The organism is Salinigranum sp. (assembly GCF_041641895.1).
Classification (GTDB): domain Archaea; phylum Halobacteriota; class Halobacteria; order Halobacteriales; family Haloferacaceae; genus Salinigranum.
Window position 1 is genome coordinate 19,960 of sequence record NZ_JBEPXO010000005.1, and the last position, 13,424, is coordinate 33,383.

Here is a 13,424-nt window from a genome sequence, read left to right on the forward strand (position 1 = left end):
CGTCGTTCAGAACTCGACCGTCTCTTCGATGGCCGCCGCGATGCGCGGCGGGTGCGGCAGGTAGTAGTCCTCCATCGCCAGCAGGGGGACCGGCGTGTCGAACCCGGTGACTCGTCGGAGCGGGGCTTCGAGGTAGACGAGCGCCTCCTCGGCGACAGTCGCCGCCACCTCCGCGCCGAAGCCCCCCGACTTCGCCGCCTCGTGGACGACGACACAGCGACCGGTCTTCTTGACCGACTCCACGACCGTCTCGCGGTCGAACGGCGAGACAGAGCGGAGGTCGACCACCTCGACGCTCGCGTCGACGGCGTCGACGGCCTCCAGCGTCGGATGCATCGTCGCCCCCCACGAGACGACAGTCACGTCCGTCCCCTCCCGCCTGACCGCGGCCTCCCCGAGCGGGACCGTGTAGGCTTCGTCGGGAATCTCCGCGCGGAACGACCGGTAGACGCGTTTCGGTTCCATGAACAGCACGGGGTCGGGGTCGCGAATCGCGGCGGCGAGCAGCCCCTTCGTGTCGTACGGCGTCGACGGGACGACCACCTTCAGACCCGGGACGTGCGCGTAGGCGGCTTCGAGGCTCTCTGAGTGGTGTTCGAGCGCCCGGACGCCCGCGCCGTACGGCGTCCGGACGACCATCGGGGCCGTGAGTCGCCCGCGAGTGCGCCAGCGGATGCGACTGGCGTTCGAGACGAGCTGGTCGAACGCGGGCGGGAGGAAGCCCGAGAACTGTATCTCGGCGATGGGTCGGTAGCCGTGGGTCGCGAGGCCGACGGCGGCCCCGACGATAGCGATCTCCGAGAGCGGCATGTCGCGGACGCGCTGCGCGCCGAACGCGTCGAGGAGTCCGTCCGTGGCGCGGAAGACGCCCCCGGACCGCGCGACGTCCTCACCGAAGACGAGCGTCCGGTCGTCGCGAGCCAGCTCCGTGTGGAGCGCGTCGTTGACCGCCTCGACGATGGTCGCCTTCATCATCCACGCTCCCGCTGGTGGATGTACTCGCTCATCTCGGGGTGCGTCTCGAGGAACTCGCGGTACCACCGCAACTGGCGTTCGAGTTCGGGTGTCGGCTCCGCGTAGAGGTGCGCGAACACCTCCTCCACGTCCCGGTGGGGGTAGTCGTCGGCCGCGGCGACGGCCTCGTCGAACAGGTCGTCGACGTCCGCCTGCACCGCCTCCTCGTCGACGTCGGAGAGGAGGTCACGGCCGGCGAGGAACTCGCGGTAGCGGTCGAGCGGGTCGCGGTCGGCCCACTCGTCGACCTCCTCGTCCTCGCGGTAGCGGGAGGGGTCGTCGCTCGTCGTGTGGGCCGCCCGCCGGTACGTCACGGCCTCGACCAGCGTCGGGCGCCCTTCGAGCGCCCGCCGCCGCGCCGTCGCCACCGCGTTGTAGACGGCGAGGACGTCGTTCCCGTCGACCCGGATGCCGTCGACGCCGTAGGCGAGCGCCTTCTGGGCGACGGTGTCGGCCCCGGTCTGCTCCTCGAACGGCAGGGAGATGGCGTACTGGTTGTTCTGGCAGAAGAACACCGCGGGGACGGAGAGGACGCCTGCGAGGTTGAGCCCCTCGTGGAACGCGCCCGTCGAGGTGGCACCGTCGCCGAGGTTGGCGAACGCGACGGTGTCGTCGCCGTCCAGTTGCATTCCCCAGGCCTTCCCCGTCGCGAGCGGGACGTGCGAGCCGATGGCGATGGCGACGCCGAAGACGTTCGCCCCCTCCATGCGCGAGGCGTCCTCGATGCCCCGCCAGTACATGACGAGGTCCCGCATCGACAGCCCGTGCATCAGCAGCGCACCCGCCTCCCGTCCGTACGGGAAGATCCAGTCGCGGTCGTCGAGGGCGAACGCGCTCCCGACGATGCTGGCCTCCTGACCGCGACCCGACGCGTACGTCCCTAGCTGTCCTCGACGCTGGAGTTTCGTCATGCGGTCGTCGAACGTCCGCTGGAGGACCATCCACCGGTAGAGGTCGCGAAACTGCTCGTCGGAGAGGTCTGGCACCGCCTCGGCATCGACGGTGCCGTCCGGCGCGACCACCCGGTACGTCTCGACTGCGAGGTCCGTCTGTGAGAGCCCCTCGACCGTCGGCGCGCGCGCGTCGTCGGGGCGGGCCGTCTCGCGCATCCTACTGCCACTCGGGCTGACGGTCCTCGCGGTAGGCGGCCGTCGCCTCCTCGAAGTCCTCGCCGGTCATCGCCTCCGTCTGGAGGTCGAGGTAGCGGTCGAGGAACGCGTCGAAGTCCTGGTCGAAACAGGTCAGCATCGCCTGCTTCGAGAGACGCGCCCCCTGTGAGTTGACCCGCATGTACCGCTCGACGAGATCGTCGAACTCCTCCTGCATCGTCTCCTCGTCGACGAGGTGGTCGACCAGTCCGATGCGTTCGGCCTCGTCGCCGTCGACGTTGTTCCCGAGGATGACCATCTTCTTCGCCCGCCCGAGACCGATGTAGCGTGGGAGCCGGAGGGTGCCGAGCCCCGGGATGATGCTCTCGTTGATGGCCGGCAGCCCCATCTCGGCCGAGTGGGTGCAGACGCGGACGTCACAGGCGAGCGCCAGCTGGAGCCCACCCCCGAGCGCGTAGCCGTGGATGAGACAGAGAACGAGCGGCTCCATCGTCTCGAACCGACGGAGTGCCCGTTCCCACGGGCGGTGGTAGCTCATGTCGATTTCGTCGGCCGAGAGGTCCTTCAGGTCGATGCCGGTGCAGAACGCCCGGCCGGCACCCTGGATGGTCACCAGTCGAAGGTCCTCCTCGTCGGCGAGCAACTGCGAGACGGCGTCGAGGTCCCGGACGCCGTCGTAGTGGAAGGCGTTCAGCCGCTCGGTTCGGTCGAGGGTGACGTGGGCGATCTGTCCCTCCGTCTCGACGGTCAGGTGTTCGAATTCGACGTGCATGGCGAGCGTGGCCGAAGACGGCCCGTCCTCACATCAATATGCGGGGTGGTGCCACAGCACACTACTCGCCGCTGACGTACGACTCCGAACAGGAGTGTCGGTGTCTGTCGCGTTCGACGTCGAAGGCCGTCGCTCTGGGCCGAGCGAGAACACGAAGAACGGAGCGAAGGGGATACGACGCGGAGCGCGGATCAGTCCGCGAGCGCGGGCTTCTTCTGGTCCGCGGCCATCGCGAGCACGTCGTCGAAGAAGCCGAGCGAGTCGTGCGGGCCGGGGTTGGCCTCGGGGTGGTACTGCCGGGTGAGGACGTTCATCTCCTCGTGTTCGAGACCCTCGGCGGTGTCGTCATTGACGTTCACCTGTGTCACCTCCAGGTTGCCCGGGTCGGCGACGGTGTAGCCGTGGTTCTGCGTGGTCATGACGACCTTCTGGCTCTCCAGGTCGAGCACCGGCTGGTTGACGCCGCGGTGCCCGAACGTCATCTTCTCCGTCGCGCCGCCGAACGCGTTGGCGACGACCTGCTGACCGAGGCAGATGCCCGCGATGGGGAGGTCGCCGGCGAAGTGCTCGACGAGCGCCTGCGCCGCCTCGAAGTTCTCGGGGTCGCCGGGGCCGTTCGAGACGAACAGCACGTCCGCGTCGGTCGCTGCGACCTGTTCTACCGAAGCGTCGTACGGGAGGAGGTGGACGTCCGCGCCGCGGGCGACGAGCGAGTCCGTGATTGACCCCTTCGCACCGCAGTCGACGAGGGCGACCGTCACATCGGAGCCACCCTCTTCACCCGCGAAGAACTTCGGCTCGGGCGTACTGACCTGCTTGCCGATGTCGACGTGTTCGGACATCCCCTTGCACTGCTCCAGTTCCGCCTTCGCGTCCTCGGGCGTGACGTCGTCGCCGACGGCGATACCGCACTTCATCGCGCCCTGGTCGCGGACGCTGGTGACGACCTCGCGCGTGTCGAGATGGTCGATGGCCGGCACCGACTCGTCGTCCAGCCACTCGACGACCTCGTCGGTGAACTCGCGAGCGATGGCGGCGCGCGGGTGGACCCGCGAGGACTCGAACCGTTCGGTTCGGACGCCGTAGTTACCGATGAGTGGGTACGAGAAGGTGAGGACCTGCTCCTCGTACGACGGGTCGGTCAGGCTCTCCTCGTAACCGGTGTATGCGGTCGTGAACACTAGCTCGCCACGGGTGCGCCCCGGAACACGGCCACGCGCCTCGAAGACGCGACCGTCCTCCAGTGCCAGATAGGCGTCCGACATTACGAGAATCACATGTAGGAGAGCATAATAAGCCTTGCTTTCGAAGCCGAGTTACGAAATTCGTAATCGGTAAGAGGTGACACGGTCTTACCCCCGGTATGGACGACCTCGACCACGAGATCCTCTCGATCCTCCGACGGGACGCCCGGACGCCGTACACCGAGATCGCCGACCGCGTCGGGACGTCGGAGGGCACGGTGCGGAACCGCGTCGACCGGATGACGAACGAGGGCGTCATCGAACGGTTCACCGTCGCCACGCGCACGGGGAACATCAAGGCGATGGTGGAGGTGTCGGTGGCGGTGGACGTGAACACGAGCGAGGTGTCGAAGCGGATGGCCGAGTGGGACGATGTCGACTTCGTCTGGCAGGTGTCGGGTGAGCAGGACATCGTCCTCATCGTCGACACGGCGGACACCGCCGCCGTCAACGACCTCATCACGCGTGCGCGAGAGCTAGACGAGGTGAAGAGCACCAAGACGCGGCTCATCCTCGACGAGCGTCTCGGCTAGAACGAGACCAGAAGACCGGTCGCCAAGAGACTCGCGAGGACCAGTGCGGCGACGACGAGACCCGCCCCGAGTCGTGGGGTGTCACGGCCCGACTCGAACGCCGAGTCGGAGCGGCGGCGGCCAGTCACCGTGTAGCGTTCTCTGACGTACTCCTGTCCGTACGGGTGGTCGAGCATTCCCCAGCGGACCATGAGACCGGTGAGTCGGTGGACAGCGCGGTGTCGGAGTACCATACTCGGAGCAGGGCAGCACCTGACATAACCGTTCGCCCTCGAATATCAGCGTTGATTCTGCGAGTCAGAGAGCAACGGGTGAGGCGGCAGCGCGCGTCGACCGACTCGCACCGGCGGCCGGCCTCGCCGCGCACCGAAGAGGCCTTGACCCCCCTCTCCGCACAACACGTGTATGAGTACCGACGAGGGTCGGTCCGCCTCCACGGAGTCGGACCCCGAGACCGAATCGGCCGAGTCCGCCGCGGGTGCCGGGGCGGAGACGCCTCACAAGAACGCACGGCAGGAGGTCATCGCCGTCGACGAGAACGACGAGTCGCAGGGACTCGTCAACCGGCTCGAAGCCCACACGGGCGACGGCGTCCGCCACCGCGCGTTCACCTGTCTCGTCTTCGACGACGAGGGACGCATCCTCCTGGCACAGCGCGCGCCGACCAAACGCCTCTGGGACACCCACTGGGACGGGACGGTCGCCTCCCACCCGGTCGAGGGACAGAGCCAGAAGGACGCGACGAGACAGCGCCTCGAGGAGGAACTCGGCGTCACTCCGGACCAGTACGACGACCTGCGCGTCACGGACAAGTTCGAGTACAAACGTTACTACGAGAACGCCGGCCTCGAGTGGGAGGTGTGTGCGGTGCTGAAGGTGACGCTCGAGGAGACGACACTCGACCCCGACGAGGAGGAAATCGGCGGGATGCTCTGGGTCGACTACGACCACCTCCACGACCACCCCGCGTGGTACCGACAGCTCCGACTCTGTCCGTGGTTCGAAATCGCGATGCGGCGTGACTTCGCCTGACCCCGACCTCGTCTTCGAGTCGGCGCTCGCCGAGCGCCTGCTCGACCACGCGCGAGTGGGTGCGCCCGCAGAGGTGTGTGGCGTCCTCGGCGGAGCGGACGGGCGAGTGACGCGCGCCGAACCCGTCCCGAACGTCTCGTCGACGCCGGAGACGCGGTACGAACTCGACCCGGCTGCGACGGTCGACGCCATCGAACGGGTGGAGGACGCCGGCGACCACCTCGGCTTCTACCACTCCCACCCACGGGGGCCGCCCCGACCGAGCGCGACCGACGAGTCCGACGCGACCTGGACGGGGTTCGTCTACTGTATCGTCTCCCTCCCCGAGTCGCGCATCGACGCGTGGCGGTGGACCGGCGACGGGTTCGACCCGTTGCGTGTCGAAGTGGCGTAGCCGCCCCCGCCACGGAGTGTCGTGACGGCCGACCGGACGTGGAGTGAAACGCCTTTGCCTGCCGGCCCCGACCGACCCGGTATGAGTGACGGAGACGTCGGTGACGTGAACGACCCCCCGCTGTACGACTCGCTCGACGGGCAAGTCGCGCTCGTGACGGGTGCCAATCGGGGGATCGGCGCCGAAATCGCCCGGCAACTGCGTGACCTCGGCGCGACGGTCTACGCGGGGAGTCGGAGCATCGACAACGAGGTTCCCGAGGGGACAGAGCGCGTCCTCCTCGACGTGACCCAGGAGGGCGACGTCGAGGCCGCAGTCGACGGCATCTTCGAGGAACAGGCGCGGCTCGACGTCCTCGTGAACAACGCGGGCGTCATGGACGCGGACGGCGACATCGTCGCCGCGTCCACGCAGGAACTCGACCGAGCACTCGCGGTCAACCTCCGCGGCCCGATGCTGCTCTGCAAGCACGCGGTGCCGCTCCTCTTGCAGACCGACGGCGGTCGCGTCGTCAACCTCTCGTCGGGGATGGGCGCGCTCGGCGAGGGACAGAGCGGCGGGTCGCCCGGCTACCGCATCTCGAAGACCGGTCTGAACGGACTTACCGTCTACCTCGACGGCGAGTACGGCGACGACGGCCTCGTCGCCAACGCGGTCTGTCCGGGCTGGGTCCGGACCGATATGGGCGGCGAGGAGGCGTCGAAGTCGGTCGAAGAGGGGGCAGAGACGCCGGTGTTGCTCTGTCGCTTCAGACCCGGCGCTCCCTCGGGTCGGTTCTGGCGGAACCGGCGCGTCCTCGACTGGTGAGGGCCGTCGAGGCGCCGCTCACGTCACGCCGCCGCCGACCGAGTAGTCCTCGTAGACGCGCTCGTCGAGCACCGATTCGAGGTGGTCGACGACGTGCCAGACGTCCTCGAAGCGCGTGTACAGCGGCGCGGGACAGACGCGGACGACGTTCGGCGGGCGGTAGTCGACGACGACCCCACGGTCACGGAGCGCCTCCGACACGCGCGCCGCCTCGGGATGTTCGATGGCGACGTGCCCACCCCGTTCTTCGTGCGCGCGCGGCGTACCGACGTCACACGCCGGGAGTCGTGCGTCCACGAGGTCGACGAGGTAGTCGGTGAGCGCCAGCGACTTCTCGCGGGCGGCGCCGACCCCGCCGGCGTCGTCGAGGACGTCCAGTGCGCCGTCGAGTGGGGCCGCGGCCAGGACGGGGACGGTCCCGATTTGGAACGCGCCCGCGTTCGGCGCCGGGTCGTACGCCATCGCCATGTCGAACTGCGTCTCCTTGTTGTTCCCCCACCACCCCGCGAGGTGCGGCGTCACGCCGAAGTGTCGCTCGTTCACGTACAGCCCCGCGATGGCCCCGGGACCGGCGTTGAGGTACTTGTAGTGGCACCAGACGGCGAAGTCGACGCCAGCGTCGGCGAGCGCGTGCGGGACGACTCCGACGGAGTGTGCGAGGTCGAAGCCCGCCAGCGCGCCAGCGTCGTGTGCTGCCTCGGTGATGGCCGCGACGTCGAAGAGCTGCCCCGAGCGGTAGAGCACGGACGGGAGAAACACCGTGCCGACGTCGTCGTCGATAGCGTCGAGGACGTCCTCGCGGGCGATAGTGCGCCCGTCGCGGCTCTCGACGACCCGGAGCGCCTCGTCTGGGTCGACGCCGCGGGCGCGGAGTTGTGCGCGGATGGCGTAGTGGTCGGTCGGGAAGTCGAGCGCGTCGACGACTATCTTCGACCCTCGGTCGGGGTCGTAGAACGTCCCGACGAGGGTGTGAATGTTCACCGTCGTCGAGTTGGCGACGACCACCTCGGACTCGCGAGCGCCGACGAGTGGTGCGACGCGGGCGCCGAGTCGCTCGCCGTAGGTGAACCAGTCGGGGTCGGCGTCGGTCCACCCGCGGATGGCGAGGTCACGCCACTCGCTCACCACTCTATCGAGGGCTTCCTCGGCGTCTTCGGAGAGGAGGCCGAGCGAGTTGCCGTCCATGTACAGGTCGTCGGTGAGATAGAACCGGTCTCTGAGGTCGGCGAGCGGGTCCGCCGCGTCGCGCTCGCGAGCGTCGGCGAGGGAGGACTCGTCCATGACCCGTCTGCGGCGGCAACGCCGAAGTAGCTTGGTGTTAGACCGGGGTGACGGCCGCGTCACTACCCGTCGGAGCGGGCGAACAGCCGGCACTCGTCGGCCGCACGGTGTCGTGCCGGACACCCGCGTCCCACCGTGCGGTCCGCGTTACGTCACAGGTCCCCGTGGCCGCGGCTTCGTATTTGAACGGTGGCCCGGGCGGTGTGAAGCGGCCGGGACTGACCGCACGACGTGCGGGTGGTACGCTGCCGAGTCAGTGTGGGGCCGAGTCACCGTCCACACGCGACACGGTCGTTCGACGCCGTGGCTGTTTTGTCGGTTCGGCGCACGCACCCCGTATGACCGACGCCGACACCGACGCCGGGGCGGCCGACGAACTCGACCCTCAGGTTCGACAGGTCGTCGACGAGGCGGCCAGCCTCGGCCTCCCCGGGTGGTCGGCGCTCTCCGTCGAGAGCGCCCGCCGTCTCGAGGACGAACTGTTCGGACCGACCGACCCGCCGACGGTCGAACGCGTCTCCGACGTCGCCATCGACGGACCGGACGGCGACCTCCCCCTTCGAGTCTACCACCCCGCACCGGGTGAGACGCTCCCCGCGCTCTGTTTCTTCCACGGCGGCCTGTGGGCGCTGGGGACGCTCGACTCCATCGACGAGGTCTGTCGCCGCCTCGCCCGCCGTGCCCGGCGGGTCGTCGTGAGCGTCGACTACCGCCTCGCGCCCGAACACCCGTTCCCCGCCGGACTGGACGACTGCGTGACCGCCGTGGCGTGGGTCGGCGAACACGGGGCGGCGCTCGGTGCCGACCCGACCCGGGTAGCGGTCGGTGGCACGAGTGCCGGCGGCAACCTGACCGCGTCCACCTGCCTGTACGCACGGGAGTTCGGCGGTCTGGACGTCGACGTCGAGGGACAGCTCCTGCTGTATCCGATGCTCGACAGCGGCCTCGAGGCCACCTCGCTCGACGACCGCGCGGACGGGCCGTTGCTCACCCGCCGCGACATCGCCTGGGCGTACGAGACGTACCTCCGCTCGCCGGTCGACCGACACAACCCGTTCGTTTCACCCCTCCGCACCGACTCCCTCGCCGGTCTCCCGCCCGCGCTCGTCGTGACGGCCGGGTTCGACCCGCTCCGTGACGAGGGGGCGGCCTACGCGGCGGCACTCACCGAGGCCGGCGTTCCGACCCGACACGACCACGAACCGGCGATGCCGCACGGGTTCCTGAGCCTCGCCGCCGACGTCGATGTCGCCGACGCCGCGCTCGGCCGGGTGGCGGACGTGCTCCGAGGAGGGTTCGCGTTCGACGGGACCGACGGGTGACCGGGCGTCGAGTGAGGGGTCACCGCCGTTCCAGCGTCTCGGCTACCTCGCCGCCGGCCGTCGCCGCACCCGCGGCACGACGGTAGTACGCGAGCGCGGACGCCCGTCGCTGGGCGTCGCTGTCGAGCAGGTCGTTCTCGAACGAACCGTCGCCCTGTCGAACGAGGCCGGCCGGGACGTCGAGGAGCCAGGAACGGAACGGGTCGTCGTCGCGGCGGGCCGATTCGAGCGCCCGGACTGCCCGGCGCTTCGCGTCGAACAGGCGTGCCGGTGCGGGGTCGGTGGCGACGTCCTCGCCGGTCGCTGCCGCCGCGCGATACCCCTCGAACCCGCAGACGGCCCGTGCGACGGAGATGGCGGCCAGCACGCCGCGGCCCCGCTCGAGGTGGCGCTCGGCGCGGGACCGTGCCACCGTCGCCTCGCTCGCCCCACGGGCGGCCCGGTGCCAGAACGTCTCCAGCGCGGGGTCGTCGGCCGCCTCGGCACGTCGCTCGACCGTCTCGCGATCGACAGCGACGGAGCGGAGACGCTCCCGCACCGTCTGGCGGTTGGACGCCAGCGCGTCGGCGAACGGGTCGGGGTCTTTCGACCGGGTGGCGTCGTACGCCCGGTAGACGTACCGGCCCGAGCGGAGGTCACGGCGCATCTTCGCTGCGTGGTGGCGGAGCCGTCCCACTCGGTCGGCCAGTTCGACGCGCCCATCGACGTCCGGGAACTCTTGCGGCCCGACGTCGGCGACGTCGGCGAAGTACAGCCACCGCTCGGCCCAGCCGACACCGGCCAGTAGCCGACGCGGGTCGGCACAGCGGTAGTCGAACACGCTCGCCGTCTCGGCAATCGCTCCGCGCATCCGGCGGAGACGGTTGCGCTCGGTCTCGAAGTCGGTGTGACCGTGCCACGACTGGAGAAAGCCCAGTGCACCGCCCGCGTACGGGACGTCCGCGAGGTACGAGCCGTACGCGTCTGCGCTCGCGGGGTCGTCGGCCGTCTCGGTCAGCAGGCCGCGGGCCTCGCGGATTCCGAGTCGGAGGTCCAGGTCGGTGTGGTCGCCGAGAGTGCCGTCGGGGAGGGCGGCGAACAGCGGTTCGGCCGCGGTGACCAGGTCGTCGAGGTGCGCCCGCGTCGCCAGCACGTGCGCCTCGGTCGGCGTGCGGTACGGCCGACTCGTCTCGGGGACTCCGATGCGGCGCGTCCGGGCGAGCGTGAGTCCGTCGGTCGGACCGGGCGGGAGCGACGCACACCCCGCGAGCGTGGTCGACCCGACGCCCGCGAGGCCGGCGAGGAACGTCCTGCGTGAGAGGGAGGGCATGGAGGGTGTAGGCGAGCGCAGACCCGGGAACGGTCTATGTCTGTCGGTCGTCCGCGCCCGCCCGCTCGGCGAGCGCGGCGTACACCGGCCACGAGGAGTCCCCCTGTGGCTGCGCCGCCCACTCGCCATCGAGGGTGACCCCCTCCCCGTCGAGGACAGTCCCGGCGACGCCGACGGGCGTCCCCCGTCGCTCGAGGGCGTCGACAACCTCGTCCGTGCGCGTCGGGTCGACGGCGACGACGAGCGTTCCGGCGGTGGTGGCGGTCCACGGGTCGAACCCGAGCGCGTCGGCCGCCTCCCGCACCCCGGGACGCCACGGCACCCGCGAGGTGTCGACGTCGAACCGGACGCCCGCGGCACCGGCCATCTCGAAGAACGCACCCAGCAGGCCGCCCTCGGTCGCGTCGTGCATCGCGTGGACCCCGCCGCGAGCGGCCTCGCCGACCGCCCGTGCGTCGCGGACCGCACCCGCCTCGTCGAGACGGGACTGCGCGGTGTCGAGGGCGTCGCCCGAGAGCGGCACCTCGTCGGGGAACAGCGACGTGAGCAACCCCGTCGCCTCCACGGCCGGCCCCTTCGTGACGAGGAGGTCGTCGCCCGGACGGGCGCCGTCGGGCCGGACCACGTCGTCGTGATCGCCGACCGCGAGTGCAGTCGCGGCGCCGACCCAGGGGAACGAACTGTCCGAGTAGCGGGCGGTGTGGCCCGCGGCGATTGCGACGCCCAGGTCCCGGGCCTCGTCGCTCCACGCCTCCCAGAAGGTGGCGAAGTCGTCGTCGCCGAAGTCGGGCGGGAGCGACAGCGAGACGGTGAGGTGCGTGGGTGCGAGGCCCGAGACGGCGACGTCCGCGAGGACGATGTCGAGCGCGAAGCGCGCGGCGCGGTCGAAGCCCAGTCGCGGGAGGACCGAGACGGGGTCGGTGGCGACGACGAGCGCCGTGTCGCCGACGTCGACGACGCCGAAGTCGACGCCGTGGGTCGGCCCGAGCGTCACGTCGTCGCGGTCGGCTCCGAGGTTCGGGTAGAGGTACTCGGAGAAGAACGCCGCGTCGACTTTGCCGAGGTCCGCGTCCATGGCTCCACTGACGGGGCGGTGGTCAAAGTCGTGGCGCTCTCCGGGAGCGAGTCGACGCCCTCGTGGTCTAAGGAGATGGCCGAGAGCGGGGGGTGTCCCGCCCTCGTCCTGCTTCGCTCATGAAGGGCGCAGGTCTCCCGGTATCCCCGTGGACCAACAGTGGGTGTCCGTCTCCTACGCCATCGCCGACTCGTCACCCGAGGGATATGAATCTCACTAAGTTTGGTCGGTATTCGACCGAACCCGACAATAGTGAACTATAGTTACGGACTGGGTTCACGGGTGTCACCGCGCGTCGCGAGGACCACCGCACCGACGCCGACGACGGTCACGAGCACGGCCGACGCCACCGTCGACAGGCGGACCGCGGCCGCGAACCCGACGTCCGCCCTCGTCGCGGCGACTGCGACACCGAGCACGACCGGCGCGGCGGTACTCCCGACCCGTCCGATGGACTCGCCGGCGCTGACGAGGCCGCCACGAACGTCGTCCGTAGCGACTGCGGAGAGCGTGCTCCGGTACAGCGTGAGGACGACGCCGAACCCCGTCCCGGCGACGAGTGCGGCGACGCCGACGCCGACGACGGACGGGGCGCTGCCGACCGCCGCGACCCCGACGGCGAGTGCCACGAGCGACCCGAGCAGTGGCAGCCGCCGCGAGTCGAAGCGAGCGGTGAGTCGACCGACCTGCGTCCCGCCGAGTGAGGAGGCGGCGCTGGCGAGCGCGACGACCACACCGGCCTGCGCGGCCGTCCCACCGAGCACTCTGACGACGAGCAGCGAGTTGTGCGTGAGGAAGACGAACCAGAGGAACGACGGGACGGCCCGGCCGGCGAGCGTCGCCGCGACGGCCGGCCGGCGAGCGAGTTCGACGAGCGCGCTCACGCTCCAGCCGTCCCCGCCACCGTCGGTCCGGCGTCCTCGACCCGGCTCTTCGAACGCCACCACCACGACGAGGCTCGCGACGAGCGCGACGGCGTAGAGGAAGAAGGGAGCCTGCCAGGCCACCCCGACGAGGAGTCCCGAGAGGAGCGGAAACACCGTCAGCGAGGCACCGACGGTCGTGAACCGGAGTCCCTGTGCGGTCGCCTCTCGGGGGCCCCGGTAGAGGTCGCCGACGCTGGCGATGAGGACCGGTGCGATGCCGGCGTAGCCGACCCCCTGGAGCAGTCGGAGGGCGAGCGCGGTGGTGAAGTCCGTCGTCAGCGAGATGGCGACACCGGCGAGTCCGAACAGCGCGAGTCCCGTCGCGAGGACGGGTTTGCGGCCGTGGCGGTCGGAGACGACGCCGACGACGGGAATCAACAGGATGCTGGGCGCGGTGAAGACGGCCATGAGCAGACCGACGCGTGCCTCGCTGACGCCGAGCGGGCCAGTCAGCGAGTCGAGAATCGGCGAGACGACGCTCGCGCCGAGCGGGGAGGCGACGCTCGCGAGCAGGACCACCTGGAATCCCCGGTCGGCCAGGACGGAGGCGTCGTCACCAGCGAGGCGCTCGAACACGAACGCCGTTCGCCGGGCGAACTGTTGAGC

Annotated in this window: 14 protein-coding genes; 5 read left to right on the plus strand and 9 right to left on the minus strand. The window is 70.1% G+C overall.

Annotated features, from left to right (window positions below; all coding sequences use genetic code 11):
- Positions 1-6: 6 nt before the first annotated feature.
- From ACESK5_RS01755 to carA, 4 genes are all read right to left on the minus strand, one after another.
- Positions 7-972 (minus strand): alpha-ketoacid dehydrogenase subunit beta, encoded by a 966-nt coding sequence (locus ACESK5_RS01755; protein WP_372909875.1) that lies wholly within the window; start codon positions 970-972, stop codon positions 7-9.
- Entirely contained in the window at positions 972-2,123 is a 1,152-nt protein-coding gene (gene pdhA, locus ACESK5_RS01760; RefSeq protein ID WP_372909825.1) for a pyruvate dehydrogenase (acetyl-transferring) E1 component subunit alpha, read from the minus strand. The genes ACESK5_RS01755 and pdhA overlap by 1 nt, the downstream gene beginning before the upstream one ends.
- 1 nt (position 2,124) lies before the next feature.
- Positions 2,125-2,895 (minus strand): enoyl-CoA hydratase/isomerase family protein, encoded by a 771-nt coding sequence (locus ACESK5_RS01765; protein ID WP_372909826.1) that lies wholly within the window; start codon positions 2,893-2,895, stop codon positions 2,125-2,127.
- A 191-nt stretch (positions 2,896-3,086) separates the two neighbouring features.
- Positions 3,087-4,160: a glutamine-hydrolyzing carbamoyl-phosphate synthase small subunit gene (gene carA, locus ACESK5_RS01770; RefSeq protein WP_372909827.1), complete on the minus strand. Its 1,074-nt coding sequence runs from the start codon at positions 4,158-4,160 to the stop codon at positions 3,087-3,089.
- Positions 4,161-4,258: 98 nt separating this feature from the next.
- Here carA and ACESK5_RS01775 point away from each other — a divergent pair, with 98 nt between their 5' ends.
- Positions 4,259-4,672 carry an Lrp/AsnC family transcriptional regulator gene (locus ACESK5_RS01775; protein WP_372909828.1) on the plus strand — a complete coding sequence of 138 codons (414 nt, stop codon included), beginning with the start codon at positions 4,259-4,261 and terminating at the stop codon, positions 4,670-4,672.
- On the opposite strand, the gene ACESK5_RS01780 is transcribed toward ACESK5_RS01775, so the two are convergent.
- On the minus strand, positions 4,669-4,905 hold the full coding sequence (locus tag ACESK5_RS01780; protein WP_372909829.1) for a hypothetical protein: 237 nt from the start codon (positions 4,903-4,905) through the stop codon (positions 4,669-4,671). The genes ACESK5_RS01775 and ACESK5_RS01780 overlap by 4 nt on opposite strands.
- Before the next feature lie 172 nt (positions 4,906-5,077).
- On the opposite strand from ACESK5_RS01780, the gene ACESK5_RS01785 reads away from it, so the two are divergent.
- The 3 genes from ACESK5_RS01785 (at position 5,078) to ACESK5_RS01795 (ending at position 6,905) form a co-directional block, all read left to right on the plus strand.
- On the plus strand, positions 5,078-5,704 hold the full coding sequence (locus ACESK5_RS01785) for an NUDIX domain-containing protein (RefSeq protein ID WP_372909830.1): 627 nt from the start codon (positions 5,078-5,080) through the stop codon (positions 5,702-5,704).
- Entirely contained in the window at positions 5,691-6,098 is a 408-nt protein-coding gene (locus ACESK5_RS01790; protein WP_372909831.1) for a desampylase, read from the plus strand. Before ACESK5_RS01785 ends, ACESK5_RS01790 begins: the two co-directional genes overlap by 14 nt.
- Positions 6,099-6,179: 81 nt before the next feature.
- Positions 6,180-6,905: an SDR family NAD(P)-dependent oxidoreductase gene (locus ACESK5_RS01795; RefSeq protein WP_372909832.1), complete on the plus strand. Its 726-nt coding sequence runs from the start codon at positions 6,180-6,182 to the stop codon at positions 6,903-6,905.
- Positions 6,906-6,923: 18 nt separating this feature from the next.
- Here ACESK5_RS01795 and kynU read toward each other — a convergent pair whose 3' ends face one another.
- Positions 6,924-8,186: a kynureninase gene (gene kynU, locus ACESK5_RS01800; RefSeq protein WP_372909833.1), complete on the minus strand. Its 1,263-nt coding sequence runs from the start codon at positions 8,184-8,186 to the stop codon at positions 6,924-6,926.
- A 338-nt stretch (positions 8,187-8,524) separates the two neighbouring features.
- Here kynU and ACESK5_RS01805 point away from each other — a divergent pair, with 338 nt between their 5' ends.
- Positions 8,525-9,508 (plus strand): alpha/beta hydrolase, encoded by a 984-nt coding sequence (locus tag ACESK5_RS01805; protein ID WP_372909834.1) that lies wholly within the window; start codon positions 8,525-8,527, stop codon positions 9,506-9,508.
- 19 nt (positions 9,509-9,527) lie between these two features.
- Here the strand turns inward: ACESK5_RS01805 and ACESK5_RS01810 are convergent, their stop codons facing one another.
- The 3 genes from ACESK5_RS01810 to ACESK5_RS01820 all read right to left on the minus strand — a co-directional run bounded on the left by ACESK5_RS01810 (position 9,528) and on the right by ACESK5_RS01820 (position 13,394).
- Positions 9,528-10,817 carry a hypothetical protein gene (locus ACESK5_RS01810; protein WP_372909835.1) on the minus strand — a complete coding sequence of 430 codons (1,290 nt, stop codon included), beginning with the start codon at positions 10,815-10,817 and terminating at the stop codon, positions 9,528-9,530.
- A gap of 34 nt (positions 10,818-10,851) precedes the next feature.
- Positions 10,852-11,892 carry an AIR synthase family protein gene (locus ACESK5_RS01815; protein WP_372909836.1) on the minus strand — a complete coding sequence of 347 codons (1,041 nt, stop codon included), beginning with the start codon at positions 11,890-11,892 and terminating at the stop codon, positions 10,852-10,854.
- 263 nt (positions 11,893-12,155) lie between these two features.
- Positions 12,156-13,394 carry an MFS transporter gene (locus ACESK5_RS01820; RefSeq protein ID WP_372909837.1) on the minus strand — a complete coding sequence of 413 codons (1,239 nt, stop codon included), beginning with the start codon at positions 13,392-13,394 and terminating at the stop codon, positions 12,156-12,158.
- Positions 13,395-13,424 lie beyond the last annotated feature (30 nt).